Here is a 13323-nt window from a genome sequence, read left to right as displayed (position 1 = left end):
CCGCAACGTGGATCGGCGCCGGCGCTTCGACGCCGCTCAGGGCGAGGCCGTCGTCGCGGCGCGGCGGTCCGCTTCGAGCCGCGCAAGCAGCGCATACAGTTCCGCGTCCGTATCAATTTCCGCCGTCAGCCGTTCCTGCGCGGGCGGCGCCACCGGGGTCAGCGGGTACGCGATCAGCGCCGAGTAGGCGGTCGTATGCTGCGCGGCGGCCTGGGTCATGAACGCCAGGGAGGTGGTCGGGACGCCGCTCAGCGTGCCGGCGAGCTTCTGGTTGGCGATCTGCGCATATGCGATGCGGGACGACGTGGCGCTGTTCACCGCCATCTCGACCGCAAAGTCGATCAGCGCGAACGGCTTGTTGTCGTACAGGGTCCCGACCTGCGCGAGCATCGTCAGCTCCCAGGCATGCGGCACCACGTCGTACGCGTTCCACAGATCGCGGTTCCAGACCCGATAGCCGTTGCCGGACGTCGGCGGCAGCGTCGCCGTGCACAGCGCCGCGAACGCGGCATTGCCCGGCGTGGCGCCGGCGGTGGGATAACAGTAGACGGCCTTGCACGCGTCCAGCCGGTGCGTGCTCTTGAACCAGGTGGCCATGGTCGGCGATAGCGCGCCACCCAGGCTGTGGCCGGTGAAGATCACGCTTGCGCCTGTGCCCGCCACCGTTTTCAGGAAGCCGTCCAGCGTGGTGCCCGGCGCCCGTCCGGACGGCGGGCTCACCATGGTGAGCAGGTGCCAGACGCCCAGCGCGGTGCCCATCGAGATGCCGACGGTGCTCGCGGTCGGATCCATCAGCTGCGCAGGCGGCGTGCTCGCGGTGGGATCGTAGGTCGAGAAGTCGACCACCTTGGACACGTCGAAGTCCTCCGTCGTCCAGTCGTAGGGAGAGAGCGGATTGGTCGCGGCGATCGCGACCACATAGACGTCGCCGAGATCGCCCAGGCTGCGTATCCTGGCGACGAACATGGCGTTGTCCGAGCGATGCGAGTCCTTGTCCTGCCAGACCTGCGGCCCCCAGACCAGTTCCCAGGCGCCGATCGCCGTCTGCGCCGGCGCCGAGGCCAGGGTCGCCAGCAGCACCTTCTGGTAATCGGCCTGCAGTTGCTGCACGGTGCCGGTCTGCTTGCTGACCCAGTTGGCCAGGCTGGAAAGCGCGAAGACGGCCTGAAATTGATCGTAGCGCATGGTGTGCTCCTGGTCCGTGGCGGTCGCTGGAGGAGAGGTGGGCGCTGATGCGCGACCCGCCCACGTGCCCGGCGCGCGCCTCGGCGCACCGGCTCGGCGCAATCTAGCAAGCCCGCCATGCGCGCATTCGGCAAACGCCGCCCGCACCGCGATCTGTCTGCGAGTTGTCTACGCCGCGCTGACGGATTCGCTTCCGCGCGCCGGGCTTCCTAGAATGGCGCCTCCCCCGCTCGGCGCTTCGCAATGTTCAGATCCTGGCTCGCCCGCCTGCGCATCGAACCGTTCACCCTGGCCCTGCTGTGCACCGTGCTGCTGGCCTCGCTGCTGCCGGTGCACGGGCGCGCGGCGGCGGTGATGGACGTGGTCACCGATCTGGCCATCGCCGCATTGTTCTTCCTGCATGGCGCGCGCCTGTCGCGCGAGGCGATCGTCGCCGGCGCGCTGCACTGGCGCCTGCATCTGACCATCCTCGCCGCCACCTTCGTCCTGTTCCCGCTGCTGGGGCTGCTGCTCAAGCCGTTGTCGCACTGGCTGCTGACGCCGCAGCTGTACATCGGCGTGCTGTTCCTGTGCGCGCTGCCGTCCACGGTGCAGTCGTCGATCGCGTTCACCTCGATGGCCGGCGGCAACGTACCGGCGGCGGTGTGCAGCGCCTCGCTGTCGAGCCTGCTCGGCGTGTTCCTGACGCCGCTACTGATGGGCCTGCTGGCTGGCGCGCAGAGCGCGATGGCCAACCCGCTGGATGCGATGGGCAAGATCATGCTGCAGTTGCTGGTGCCGTTCGTCGCCGGCCATCTGCTGCAGCGCTGGATCGGCGGCTGGGTGGAGCGGCGCCGCGCGGTGCTGCGCTATACCGACCAGAGCACGATCCTGCTGGTGGTGTACACCGCGTTCAGCGCCGCGGTAATCGAAGGCCTGTGGCGCAAGACGCCGCTGCCGGCGCTGCTCGGCGTGGCGCTGGTCGCGACGCTGCTGCTGGCGCTGGCGATGGGCCTGATCGTGTTCGCCGCGCGGCGGCTCGGCTTCAGCCGCCACGACGAGATCCCGATCGTGTTCTGCGGCTCGAAGAAGAGCCTGGCGACCGGCGTGCCGATGGCCAAGGTGCTGTTCGCCGGCGGCAGCCTCGGCGCGATCGTGTTGCCGGTGATGATCTACCACCAGATCCAGCTGATCGTCTGCGCGGTGGTCGCGCAGCGCTACGCGCGCGCGGCGAAGGCGGCGCGGAACGACTGACGTCGCGCGCGCGGGACGTTGCGGACGGCGACGTCAGGCCACCAACGCCCGCTGCGGCGATGCGCAGCCCCGGCAAGGCGACCGCAATCGCTCCTCCGCACGTTGCCTAGCGAAACATCAGGACCACCGAGGCTTGTCGGCACTGCGGGATCCCGGCGCCAGCGCGCGGAACCGCCCGCCGGCCGCCACCGCGTCCCGGCATATGCAGATGCGCGACCGGCATGTGCAGCGGCCACCTGTGGCCATGGCCGCCAGGTAGAGTGCAAATTGGCGCGACGGCCCGCATGGCCGGCGCCTCTCTTCCCCCTCCCCCCAGTGATCGCCGCATGCGCCCCCGCACGCTCCGCCTTTCCCTGATGACGTCCGCCAGCCTCGCCGTCGCGCTGGCGCTGGCCGGCTGCGACAAACCGCCCACGGCGGCCAAACCACAAGCCGCCGCAGCGGCCAAGATGCCGGACGGCGCCGGCATCGCCTGGCGCGAGGGCGACGTCGACGACGCCTTCGCCGAAGCGCGCGAGCAGAACAAGCCGGTGCTGCTGTACTGGGGCGCTGCCTGGTGCCCGCCATGCAACCGGCTCAAGGCCACCCTGTTCAAGGACCCGGCCTTCATCGCCCGCACCCGCGCCTTCGTCGCGGTGCACCTGGACGGCGATTCGCAAGGCGCGCAGGCCTGGGGCGAACGCTTCGGCATCAAGGGCTATCCGACCATCATCGTGCTGCGCCCCGACCGCAGCGAGATCACCCGCCTGGCCGGCGACAGCGACAGCGGACGCCTGGCCGAGGCCTTGCGCGTGGCCGCGACCCGCACCACCACCTCAGCGCAGTTGCTGCAGAAGGCGCTACAGACGCCGGCCACGCTGAGCGCCGACGATTGGACCCTGCTCGGCGAGTACGGCTGGGCGGTGGATGCGAGCCGACTGGTCAAGCCGGAACAGGCCGCCGGCGTGCTCGCGCAGTTGGCCGCCGCCGCGCCGCAGCCGGCGCTGCAGCGCCGCTTCGCGCTGCTGGCGTTGGCCGCGCGGACACCGGACAAGGACGGCGCGACGGACGCCAAGCATCGCGCCGCCGATCGCAACCTGCTGCGATCGGTGCTGGCCGATCCGGCCGAAGTGCGTGCCAACCGCAGCACCCTGACCTATTCGGCGCGCCAGTTGGTCGAGGCCGCGGCCGCCGACGCCACCGAGCGGGCCACGCTGTCGAGCGCGCTGCTGTCTGCACTGGACCAGGTCTACGCGGACACCAGCCTGCCGATCAGCGATCGGCTGGATACCGCCTACGCCGACATCCAGCTCGCGCGCCTGGCGCAGGGCCAGCCGGACGCCGCCGGCCACGCGCCGCATCCGCCACTGCCGCCGGCGGTGATGTCCAAGGTGCGGCAACGCGTGCAGTGGGCCGAGCAGGCCGCCAAGACCGACTACGAACGCCAGTCCACCATCAGCAATGCCGCCGGCCTGCTCGACAAGGCCGGCGACAGCGCTGGCGCCGAGCAGTTGCTGCTGGCCGAACTGCGCCGCAGCAAGACGCCGTACTACTACATGCCGGACCTGGCTGACCTGGCCGAGGCGCGCGGCGACACGCCGACCGCGCTGTTCTGGCTGAAGAAGGCCTACGAGAGCGCCGAAGGCCCCGCCACCCGGGTGCAGTGGGGCGTGCTCTACGTCGATGGGCTGATCCGGCTGCAGCCGGACAATGCGCCCGCGATCGAGGCCGCCGCCGGCCAGGTCATCGGCGAGCTGGCCGCGCAGCCCGGCGGCTACCACCAGCGCACCAGGCAGCGCTTCGACACCCTGGCCAAGACCCTGCAGGGCTGGAGCAAGGACCATGGCGGCAGCGCGGTGCTCGCGCGCCTGCAGCACAAGATGCAGCAAAGCTGCGGCAGCCAGGATCGCGATAGCTGCCAGCACTGGCTGGGGTGAGCGCGCGGGCGCGCAAAACCCGCCGCGCCAGCGTCCTCCAGCAGACGACGCCCGCTGCGTCCGTCACGATCCCGGCATCGGACCCACAACGCGCCGCGGCTCGGCTGTTCCGCACAGCGCTGCGCCAGCGCCACGACGCAAGACGCGCCATGGCGTCGGACACACTCGGTCAGGCCGCCACGCGCGCCGGCGCGACCGACTGAGCGGCGCCATGGCTGCCGGGGCGGCGACCGCTGCCGGTATGCGCATTCAAGCCCTGCGCCTGCCCCTCGAGTTCGCGCGCGGCCTCGGCCATCTTCTCGACCAGCGCCGCGTTCTGCTGCGTGGCCGCGTCCATCTGCACCACGATCTGGTTGACCTGGCCGATGCCCGCGCTCTGTTCGCGGCTGGCGCCGGCGATGTCGGTCATGATCCGCTGCACCTCGCGCACCGCGCCGAGCAGTTCCTCCATGGTGGCGCCGGCGCGCGCGACCAGCGCCGAACCGCGCCCGACCTCGTCGTTGGAGCTGGCGATCAGGGCGCGCACTTCCTTGGCCGCATCGGCGCAACGCTGCGCCAGGCTGCGCACTTCGGTGGCGACCACGGCGAAGCCACGGCCCTGTTCGCCGGCGCGCGCCGCTTCCACCGCCGCGTTGAGCGCGAGGATGTTGGTCTGGAACGCGATGCCGTCGATCACGCTGATGATGTCGGCGATCTTGCGCGAGGCCACCTCGATCCCGGCCATGGTCTCGACCACGTCGCGCACCACCTCGCCGCCACGCTGGGCGACGTCGCTGGCGCCGTCCACCAACCGGTTGGCGTGGCCGACGTGCTCGACGTTGCGCTGCACGGTGCCGGTGATCTCTTCCATCGAGCTGGCCGCCTCTTCCAGCGCCGCCGCCTGCTGCTCGGTGCGCCGGGCCAGATCGCTGTTGTCGTCGACCATCTCCGTGGCGGCGACCTGCAGGGTGCGCGCGGCCACGCCCAGCTGGCGCGCGGCGTGGATATCCAGCAACGCGCCGACCGCGCGCAGCGGAGTGCCGTCGGCGGCGCGCTTGGTCAGGCCGCGCGCGCGGAACCAGCGGTACTCGCCGCTCTTCTGCTGCAGCCGGTACTCGATGTCGAACGTCGTGCGGCCGCTGCGGTCGTTGAGGTGCGAGGCGAAGGCGTTGAGCGCGCCCTGCTTGTCCTCCGGGTGCAGGCGCGAGGCCCAACTGTCGAGCACGTTGGGGAACTCGGCCTCGGAGGAGAAGCCCAGCAACGTCCGGAACTGCGGCGACCACCAGAACTCATTGGCCGGATTGATCGGATCGCCGGCGATCACGCTCATGTCCCACAGGCCGTCGTTGAGCATGTCCGCACCCAGTTCGAAGCGGGTCAGGACCACGTCCAGGAACGCCTCGCGCTCGCGCCGCTCGCTGATGTCGGTCAGCGCGCCGGCCACCCGCAGCGGCGCGCCGCTGGCGTCGCGCTGGGTGGTGCCGAGCGCGCGAAACCAGCGGTATTCGCCGTTCTTCAACTGCAGCCGGTACTCCACGTCGTACGGGGTCTGGCCGCTGCGGTCGGCCAGGTGCGCGGCGAACGCGTCCAGCGTGGCCTGCTTGTCGTCCGGGTGCAGGCGCGAGGCCCAACTGTCGAGCACGTTGGGGAAATCGACTTCGGAGGAGAAACCCAGCAACGCGCGGAACTGCGAGGACCACCAGAACTCGTTGGCCGGATTGATCGGATCGCCGGCGATCACGCTCATGTCCCACAGGCCGTCGGTGGTGCCGGCGGTCACCAGCTCGAAACGGCCGCGCAGGTACTCCAGATCGGTGCGCGCAGTGTCGGCCTGCGCACGCGCGCGGTCGCGCTCGGCCTCGACCTCGCGCAGGCGTTCGGCCATCTGCTGTCGCGCCGCCGCTTCACGCTTGTTGCTGCCCCACATACACGTCTCCGCGGCATCGCCGATGGTCAATCCGTCGGTAGCGGCGAATGCCGTCGGTTCTTTAGCCGGGAATGAATACGGCGTTCAGGCGACCCAGTGATCGATCAGCAGGAACGCGAACAGCGCCATCAGGTACACGATCGAATAGCCGAACATGCGCATCGAGAACGCCTCGTCCGGCGGGTCGAGCATGCGCCAGGCGAACCAGACGAACACCGCGTCCAGCACCAGCGTGCCGCCCAGATAGAACACGCCGCTCATGCCCACCGCCACCGGCAACAGCGTCACCACCACCAGCAGCAAGGTGTACACCAGGATCTGCCGGCGGGTGTGCGCCACGCCGTGGGTGACCGGCAGCATCGGGATCGACGCCTTGGCGTAGTCGGCGCGGCGGAAGATCGCCAGCGCCCAGAAATGCGGCGGCGTCCACACGAAGATGATCAGCACCAGCAACGAGGCGTAGGCCCAGTCCCACTCGCCCTGCATGCCGGTGATCGCCGCCCAGCCCAGCAGCGGCGGCGCCGCGCCGGCCAGGCCGCCGATGACGATGTTCTGCGGCGTGGTGCGCTTGAGGAACACGGTGTAGATCACCGCGTAGCCGATCAGCGAGGCGAAGGTCAGCACCGCGGTGATGGCGTTGACCCAGATCACCAGGATCGCCATCGACAACGCGGTCAGCGCCGCGGCGAACAGCAGCACCTGCCACGGCAGTACCTTGCCCACCACCAGCGGCCGCCACGAGGTGCGCGCCATCTGCGCATCGATGCGCGCGTCCAGCAACTGGTTGATCGCCGCCGCGGCCGAGGCCGCCAGCCAGATGCCGAAGAAGCCGATCAGCCCGGTGCGCACCTGCAGCCAGCTCGGCACGCCGGGAATCGCCAGGCACATGCCGACCAGCGCGGTGAACACGATCAGCGCCACCACCTTGGGCTTGGTCAGGTCCCAGTAGTCGCGCCAGTGCACGCCCCTGACGCTCATTGCGGCGCCCGCAAGCGCGCCAGCAACGACACCAGCACGAACAGCAGCGCCACCGCGCCCGCGTTGTGCAGTACCGCCACCGGCAACGGCAGCGCCAGCTTGACGTTGAGCACGCCCAGGCACACCTGCGCCACCAGCAGCAGCGCCAGCGCCGCCGCCCAGCCGCGCATGCCCGGCGACCGGCTCAGGCGCCAGCTCATCCACAGCAGGTACGCGGCCACCACCATGGCCATCAGCCGGTGCGCCATCTGGATCGCGATGCGCGCCGCGCCGTCGAGCACGCCGCCTTCGTAGTCCACGCCGATCCCGCGCCACAGGGTGAAGCCTTCGCGGAAATCGTGCGGCGGCCACCATTGGCCGACGCAGCGCGGGAAATTGCCGGCCGACCAACTGCCGCCGCCGCAGGCCAGCGCCGCGTAGTTGGCGCTGACCCAGCCGCCGAGCGCGATCTGCAGCGCCAGCACCGCCACGCCGAGGCGCAGCAGCCACTTCAGGCGCGCCGCATCGGCCAGCGTGATCGGCAGATGGGTGGCGCGCCAGGCCATCCACACCAGCAACGAGAACATCAGCAGGCCGCCCAGCAGATGCCCCATCACCACGATCGGCTTGAGCAGCAGGGTCACCGTCCACATGCCCAGCAAGGCCTGGAAGATCACCACCGCCAGGGTCAGCACGGCCGCGCGCGCCAGGTCGATGTTGGACCAGCGCAGCGCGGCCAGCAGCAGGATCGCCTCGCCGGCGACGGCCAGGGCCATCGCCGCGCGCGGCCAGCCGGACATGTACAGCGGAATCGACAGCGCCACCAGCAGCGCGGCGCCGACCACCTGGGCGATGCCGAGCCGGCGCCGGCGCACGGCCAGCAGCGACAGCACCAGCACCTCCACGCCCAGCGCGCCGGCCAGGAAGCGGTGGATCTGCTCGCGCCAGGCCTTGTGCGTTTCCAGCGGGCGGATCTTGCTGGCCGCGTGCGCATTGGCCTCGTCGCTGCTCTGCGGCCAGGTCACCCGGCCATAGCAGGTCGGCCAGTCCGGGCAGCTCATGCCCGCGTCGGACAGGCGCACGAACGAACCGAACATGATCGTGCTGGCGGTGAACAGCGCCGCCAGCCAGGCCATGCGGTGGAAGTGCCGAAACAGCGCCGGTGGCGCGAACAGGGTCATAGTCGGACGGCTCACAGGAGTTTCAGCAGCTTCGCCACATCCGCGCGCAACCCGACCGGGTCGAACCCCGGCGCATAGCGCAGCACCACGAAGCCGTTCGGGTCGATCACGTAGACCGGCACCCCGGCCGCATCGCGCACGCGGGGCAGCGCGGCCAGCAGCGCCGGATCGGCGCGCAGCACGCGCACCTCCGGCAGCGCGCGCACCGCCGGCGGCGGCGTGCCGATCCACAGGATCTGCACGTGGTCGGCGTCGTGCCCGAACAGTTGCCAGACCTTGTCCAGGTCGCGCGCCAGCGCCTCGCAGGCGCTGCCGCAGTCGCCTGGCGGCGCCAGCGCGATGCGCCACAGCCGCTGCTGCGGCTGCCAGGCGTAGACGCTGCCGTCGTCGAGACGCGGTTGCAGCGCGCGCAGGTCGGCCGGCGGCTTCAGCAGTTCGCCATGGTTGCGGCTGGTCGGCGGCTGCCAGCCGGAAAAGCGCAGCGCGCCGGCGACCAGCATGGAGCCGAAGAACAGGGCGAACAGCGCGATCAACGTCCAGCGGCCGCGCGAGGCCGCCTGCCGCGGGGTCGAGGGAGAGGCATTCATGCCGGGGATTTTCTCATGCGCGCGCGCTCAGCGCCCGCCCTGTCCCTTGCGCGCGCGCCAACTCAGCAGCGCCGCGGTGATCAGCACGGCCAGCGCCAGGCCGAACCATTGCACCGCGTAACCCAAGTGGCGCTCGGGCGGCAGCGTGTTCGGCAGCATGTCCAGGTCGCGCGGAAAGCCCAGCGGCAGCGCCGGATCCAGGCGCAGCACCTGCGACAAAATGTCGCGGCGCCCGAGCGCCTCGCCGATCGCCTTGGGTTCGATGCGCATCGCCAGCCACCGCTGCGGCGCCGGCGCGGCGACCAGCGCCGGGCCCAGCGCGAGTCCGTGCGACGGCGCCGGGCCGAGCAGGCCGGCCAGCGCGTGCCGCCCCTGCAGCGGCGCCGGCTGCGGCAGCGCGCGATCCGGCGGCAGCGGCAGCCAACCCAGCTCCACCAGCAGCGGCGCGGACGCACCGTCGGCTAGGAACGGCTGGTAGACCTTGACCCCGCTACGGCCCTCGCGCAGCTGGTTGTCGAGCAGGATCTGCCCCGGCAGGAAGCGGCCGCTGCCGTGCACCCAGGCCAGTCGCGTCGGCGACCGCATCCGCAACGCGTCGGCCAGCGCCTGCGGATGATCGCGCACGTGCGCGGCCTGCGCGAGCAGCGCCTGTTTCTCGTGCATGCGCAGCAATTGCCAGCGGCCCAGCGCGCAGAAGCCCAGCGCCACCGCCAGCGCGATGCTCCAGCCCAGCCACAGCGGCATGCGCGCGCGCGCGGCGACGCGCGAAGACGCGGCGAGGGTCATAATGCGGCGATACCGTGCACCGAGACGCCCATGAACGACTCGCTGAAAACCCTGCTGATCGTCGCGTTCCTGCTGGTCATTCTGTGGAACCTCGGCGCCGGCCTGTACTACCTGTTGGTGGACCGCGGCCAGAGCAAGCGCACGGTGAACGCGTTGACCTGGCGCATCGGCCTATCGGTGGCCCTGATCCTGCTGGTGATCCTGGGCATCTACACCGGGGTGATCAAGCCTCATGGACTGGGCCGCTGACGCGACCCAGCCGGGAATGGGGAATCGGGAATCGCAAGAGCAGCTCCTGCTTCTCCAATTTCCGATTCCCCATTCCCAGCGCTCAAAGCACATAGACGAACAGGAACAGCGCCAGCCACACCACGTCGACGAAGTGCCAGTACCAGGCCGCCGCTTCGAAGGCGAAATGGTTGTCGCGGCTGAAATGCCCGCGCGCCGAGCGCAGCCACATCACCAGCAGCATGATCGTGCCCAGCAGCACGTGCGCGCCGTGGAAGCCGGTGAGCATGAAGAAGGTGGAGCCGTAGATGCCCGAGCCCAGGGTGAGGTTGAGTTCCTTGTAGGCGTGGATGTATTCCTCGGCCTGGAAGCACAGGAACACGCAGCCCAGCAGCACGGTCAGCCCCTGGAACACCAGCAGGCGCCCGCGATGACCGGCCTTCAGCGCATGGTGGGCGATGGTCAGGGTCACGCCGGAGCTGAGCAGGATCAGCGTATTGATCAGCGGCAGGCCCCACGCCGGGATCGTCTGGAAATGGCCGCCGACCGCGCCCGGTCCGTTGGTCGGCCATGCCGCCGAATAGCCGTCCCACAGCAGCGCGTTGGTCATCACCCCGTCGCCCTCGCCGCCCAGCCACGGCAGGATGAAGGTGCGGGTGTAGAACAGCGCGCCGAAGAAGGCGCCGAAGAACATCACTTCGGAGAAGATGAACCAGACCATGCCCATGCGGAAGGACACGTCGACCTGGCGGTTGTAGTGGCCGGCGATCGACTCGCGGATCACGTCGCCGAACCACATGAACAAGGTCGCCACCAGCATCGCGATGCCGGTGAAGAAGGTCCACTTGCCCCAGGACGCGTCGTTGAGCCAACTGGCCACGCCGATCATGGTCACGAACATCGCGATCGAGCCGATGAACGGCCAGCGGCTCTGGCTGGGCACGTAATAGGCGTTGGCGGTGGCGTCGGTGCTGGGCTGGGCCATGGCAGGCATTCCGGTCGGGTCAGGGAGCCGCGCGCGCGGAACCGGCCAGTCGTGGCGACCCCAGTTCCGCGCTCAGCGCATCGTTCTTGTAGAAGGTGTAGGACAGGGTGATGGTGGTGACGTCGCGCGGCAGGTTGGGGTCGACGATGAAACGTACCGGCATGTCGCGCTTCTCGCCGGCCTGCAGGGTCTGCGCGGTGAAGCAGAAGCACTCGGTCTTGGTGAAGTAGCCGGAGGCGCGCGCCGGCGCCACCGACGGCACCGCGCTGCCGACGATGGCCTGGGTACTGTCGTTGTGCGCGTAGTACAGCGCCTCGTTGAGCTCGCCGGGCACCACCTGCATGGTCATCTGCTCCGGATGGAACGACCACGGCAGCTTGGAGTTCACGCCGCCATCGAACTGCACGGTGACCGTGCGCTTGCCCGCCAGCGACTTGCCCGCCTGCGGGCCTTCGCCCGGACCGCGCTCCAGGCGCACGCCGAAGACCTTCTCGCAGGCGATGCGGTACAGCGGCACCAGCGAGAAGGTCAGCACGAACACCGCCAGCGCCACGCCGACCAGCTTGAACAGCCCGGCGCTGTTGTCCGCCCGCGGGGCCGGCGCGCTCATCGGCCCAGTACCCCGGACAGGATGAAGCCGGCATAGATCAGCAGCGCCACCGCGCCGACCACCAGCGCGGTGCGCACGGCGCGCTTGCGGCGCAGGGCCAGATCGTCGAGCGGCGGCTGCGCAGTCATCAGTGGCTGATGTCGTCGTGGGCCAGGTCGCCGGGCTTGAGCACCGGCGGCAGGGTGAAGGTGTGCGCCGGCGCCGGCGACGGCACCGTCCACTCCAGGCCGCGCGCGCCTTCCCACGAACGCGCTTCGGCGCGCGCGCCGCTGCGCAGCGACGCCAGCAGGATGCCGGCCATCAGGAACGGGGTGACGAACATGCCGAACGCGCCGATCGAGCTGACCAGGTTCCAGTCGGCGAACACCACGTTGTAGTCGGGGATACGCCGCGGCATGCCGGCCAGGCCGAGGAAGTGCTGCGGGAAGAACAGCAGGTTGACGAACAGCATCGTCCACCAGAAATGGAACTTGGCCCAGCCCTCGTTGTACATGCGCCCGGTCCACTTCGGCCACCAGTAGTACACCGCCGCGATCAGCGCGAACACCGCGCCGGTGACCAGCACGTAGTGGAAGTGCGCGACCACGAAATAGGTGTCGTGGTACTGGAAGTCGGCCGGCACGATCGCCAGCATCAGCCCGGAGAAACCGCCGATGGTGAACAGGATGACGAACGAGATCGCCCACAGCATCGGCGACTCGAAGGTCAGCGAGCCCTTCCACATGGTGCTGACCCAATTGAACACCTTCACCCCGGTGGGAATGGAGATCAGCATGGTGGCGAACATGAAGTAGATCTCGCCGCCCAGCGGCATGCCCACGGTGAACATGTGGTGGGCCCAGACGATGAAGCTCAGGAACGCGATCGCGGCGATCGCGTACACCATCGCCTGGTAGCCGAACAGCGGCTTGCGGCTGAAGGTCGGGATGATTTCGCTGATCACGCCGAACGCCGGCAGGATCATGATGTAGACCTCCGGATGCCCGAAGAACCAGAAGATGTGCTGGTACATCACCGGGTCGCCGCCGCCGGCGGCGTTGAAGAACGAGGTGCCGAAGAACTTGTCGGTGAGCAGCATGGTCACCGCGCCGGCCAGCACCGGCATCACCGCGATCAGCAGGAACGCGGTGATCAGCCAGGCCCAGCAGAAGATCGGCATCTTCAGCAGGTCGATGCCCGGCGCGCGCATGTTGAGCACGGTGGCGATGATGTTGATCGCGCCCATGATCGAACTGATGCCGGCCACGTGGATCGCGAACACCGAGAAGGCGACGTTGTAGCCGCCCTGCAGCGACAGCGGCGGATACAGCGTCCAGCCGCCGGCGGGCGCGCCGCCGGGCAGGAACAGGGTCAGCAGCAGCAGGGTGAAGGCCACCGGCAGCAGCCAGAACGACCAGTTGTTCATGCGCGGCAGCGCCATGTCCGGCGCGCCGATCTGCAGCGGGATCATCCAGTTGGCCAGGCCAACGAAGGCCGGCATCACCCCGCCGAAGATCATCACCAGCGCGTGCACGGTGGTCATCTGGTTGAAGAACTCAGGCTTGACGAACTGCAGCCCCGGTTGCGCCAGTTCGGCGCGGATCACCACGCTCATCGCCGCGCCGATGATGAACATCGTGAAGCTGAAGAGCAGGTACAGCGTGCCGATGTCCTTGTGGTTGGTGGAGAACAACCACCGTTCCACGAAGCTCTGCTGATGCCCGTGCTCGTCGTGATGATCGACTGCGGAATGGGCCATGGCGGCTACCT

Annotated in this window: 13 protein-coding genes; 3 read left to right on the top strand and 10 right to left on the bottom strand. The window is 69.5% G+C overall.

Going from position 1 to position 13323, the window contains the following annotated elements:
- Window positions 1-36: 36 nt before the first annotated feature.
- Window positions 37-1185, bottom strand: coding sequence for a lipase family protein (locus AB3X07_RS02865; protein ID WP_369942569.1), 1149 nt, complete (start codon window positions 1183-1185; stop codon window positions 37-39).
- A gap of 243 nt (window positions 1186-1428) precedes the next feature.
- Here AB3X07_RS02865 and AB3X07_RS02860 point away from each other — a divergent pair, with 243 nt between their 5' ends.
- Entirely contained in the window at window positions 1429-2418 is a 990-nt protein-coding gene (locus AB3X07_RS02860; RefSeq protein WP_369942567.1) for a bile acid:sodium symporter family protein, read from the top strand.
- A gap of 356 nt (window positions 2419-2774) precedes the next feature.
- Complete coding sequence (locus AB3X07_RS02855) at window positions 2775-4334, top strand: thioredoxin family protein (RefSeq protein WP_369942566.1); 1560 nt, start codon at window positions 2775-2777, stop codon at window positions 4332-4334.
- A gap of 169 nt (window positions 4335-4503) precedes the next feature.
- Here AB3X07_RS02855 and AB3X07_RS02850 read toward each other — a convergent pair whose 3' ends face one another.
- The 5 genes from AB3X07_RS02850 to AB3X07_RS02830 form a co-directional block, all read right to left on the bottom strand.
- Window positions 4504-6240 (bottom strand): methyl-accepting chemotaxis protein, encoded by a 1737-nt coding sequence (locus tag AB3X07_RS02850; protein ID WP_369942564.1) that lies wholly within the window; start codon window positions 6238-6240, stop codon window positions 4504-4506.
- 84 nt (window positions 6241-6324) lie between these two features.
- Window positions 6325-7218, bottom strand: coding sequence for a heme o synthase (gene cyoE / locus AB3X07_RS02845; protein WP_369942562.1), 894 nt, complete (start codon window positions 7216-7218; stop codon window positions 6325-6327).
- A complete protein-coding gene (locus tag AB3X07_RS02840; RefSeq protein ID WP_369944632.1) occupies window positions 7215-8378 on the bottom strand; it encodes a COX15/CtaA family protein in 1164 nt (387 codons plus the stop codon). Before AB3X07_RS02840 ends, cyoE begins: the two co-directional genes overlap by 4 nt.
- An 11-nt stretch (window positions 8379-8389) precedes the next feature.
- Window positions 8390-8965 carry a hypothetical protein gene (locus tag AB3X07_RS02835; RefSeq protein WP_369942560.1) on the bottom strand — a complete coding sequence of 192 codons (576 nt, stop codon included), beginning with the start codon at window positions 8963-8965 and terminating at the stop codon, window positions 8390-8392.
- A gap of 27 nt (window positions 8966-8992) precedes the next feature.
- Window positions 8993-9751 carry an SURF1 family protein gene (locus AB3X07_RS02830; RefSeq protein WP_369942559.1) on the bottom strand — a complete coding sequence of 253 codons (759 nt, stop codon included), beginning with the start codon at window positions 9749-9751 and terminating at the stop codon, window positions 8993-8995.
- A gap of 30 nt (window positions 9752-9781) precedes the next feature.
- Here AB3X07_RS02830 and AB3X07_RS02825 point away from each other — a divergent pair, with 30 nt between their 5' ends.
- The gene (locus AB3X07_RS02825) at window positions 9782-10000 is read left to right on the top strand and encodes a twin transmembrane helix small protein (RefSeq protein ID WP_369942557.1); all 219 of its coding nucleotides are present in this window, start codon (window positions 9782-9784) and stop codon (window positions 9998-10000) included.
- Window positions 10001-10082: 82 nt separating this feature from the next.
- On the opposite strand, the gene AB3X07_RS02820 is transcribed toward AB3X07_RS02825, so the two are convergent.
- The 4 genes from AB3X07_RS02820 to ctaD are packed head-to-tail and all read right to left on the bottom strand — an operon-like array spanning window position 10083 to window position 13312.
- Window positions 10083-10964, bottom strand: a complete 882-nt coding sequence (locus tag AB3X07_RS02820; protein ID WP_369942555.1) for a cytochrome c oxidase subunit 3 — start codon at window positions 10962-10964, stop codon at window positions 10083-10085.
- A 19-nt stretch (window positions 10965-10983) separates the two neighbouring features.
- Window positions 10984-11574 carry a cytochrome c oxidase assembly protein gene (locus AB3X07_RS02815; RefSeq protein ID WP_369942553.1) on the bottom strand — a complete coding sequence of 197 codons (591 nt, stop codon included), beginning with the start codon at window positions 11572-11574 and terminating at the stop codon, window positions 10984-10986.
- A complete protein-coding gene (locus tag AB3X07_RS02810) occupies window positions 11571-11702 on the bottom strand; it encodes a hypothetical protein (protein WP_263112110.1) in 132 nt (43 codons plus the stop codon). The genes AB3X07_RS02815 and AB3X07_RS02810 overlap by 4 nt, the downstream gene beginning before the upstream one ends.
- A complete protein-coding gene (gene ctaD, locus AB3X07_RS02805; protein ID WP_369942551.1) occupies window positions 11702-13312 on the bottom strand; it encodes a cytochrome c oxidase subunit I in 1611 nt (536 codons plus the stop codon). Before ctaD ends, AB3X07_RS02810 begins: the two co-directional genes overlap by 1 nt.
- Window positions 13313-13323: the final 11 nt, after the last annotated feature.

This window comes from Xanthomonas sp. DAR 35659 (assembly GCF_041242975.1).
Taxonomy (GTDB): domain Bacteria; phylum Pseudomonadota; class Gammaproteobacteria; order Xanthomonadales; family Xanthomonadaceae; genus Xanthomonas_A; species Xanthomonas_A medicagonis.
The sequence above is the reverse complement of the archived record's forward strand: the minus strand, read 5'-3'. Positions and strand labels throughout refer to the sequence as shown.

Excerpts from the sequence above, each read along its gene's own strand:
- AB3X07_RS02825 (WP_369942557.1), top strand. The coding sequence starts at position 9,782 with ATGAACGACTCGCTGAAAACCCTGCTGATCGTCGCGTTCCTGCTGGTC.
- AB3X07_RS02830 (WP_369942559.1), bottom strand. The coding sequence starts at position 9,751 with ATGACCCTCGCCGCGTCTTCGCGCGTCGCCGCGCGCGCGCGCATGCCG.
- cyoE (WP_369942562.1), bottom strand. The coding sequence starts at position 7,218 with ATGAGCGTCAGGGGCGTGCACTGGCGCGACTACTGGGACCTGACCAAG.
- AB3X07_RS02815 (WP_369942553.1), bottom strand. The coding sequence starts at position 11,574 with ATGAGCGCGCCGGCCCCGCGGGCGGACAACAGCGCCGGGCTGTTCAAG.
- AB3X07_RS02860 (WP_369942567.1), top strand. The coding sequence starts at position 1,429 with ATGTTCAGATCCTGGCTCGCCCGCCTGCGCATCGAACCGTTCACCCTG.
- AB3X07_RS02820 (WP_369942555.1), bottom strand. The coding sequence starts at position 10,964 with ATGGCCCAGCCCAGCACCGACGCCACCGCCAACGCCTATTACGTGCCC.
- AB3X07_RS02855 (WP_369942566.1), top strand. The coding sequence starts at position 2,775 with ATGACGTCCGCCAGCCTCGCCGTCGCGCTGGCGCTGGCCGGCTGCGAC.
- ctaD (WP_369942551.1), bottom strand. The coding sequence starts at position 13,312 with ATGGCCCATTCCGCAGTCGATCATCACGACGAGCACGGGCATCAGCAG.
- AB3X07_RS02850 (WP_369942564.1), bottom strand. The coding sequence starts at position 6,240 with ATGTGGGGCAGCAACAAGCGTGAAGCGGCGGCGCGACAGCAGATGGCC.
- AB3X07_RS02865 (WP_369942569.1), bottom strand. The coding sequence starts at position 1,185 with ATGCGCTACGATCAATTTCAGGCCGTCTTCGCGCTTTCCAGCCTGGCC.
- AB3X07_RS02840 (WP_369944632.1), bottom strand. The coding sequence starts at position 8,378 with ATGACCCTGTTCGCGCCACCGGCGCTGTTTCGGCACTTCCACCGCATG.
- AB3X07_RS02810 (WP_263112110.1), bottom strand. The coding sequence starts at position 11,702 with ATGACTGCGCAGCCGCCGCTCGACGATCTGGCCCTGCGCCGCAAGCGC.
- AB3X07_RS02835 (WP_369942560.1), bottom strand. The coding sequence starts at position 8,965 with ATGAATGCCTCTCCCTCGACCCCGCGGCAGGCGGCCTCGCGCGGCCGC.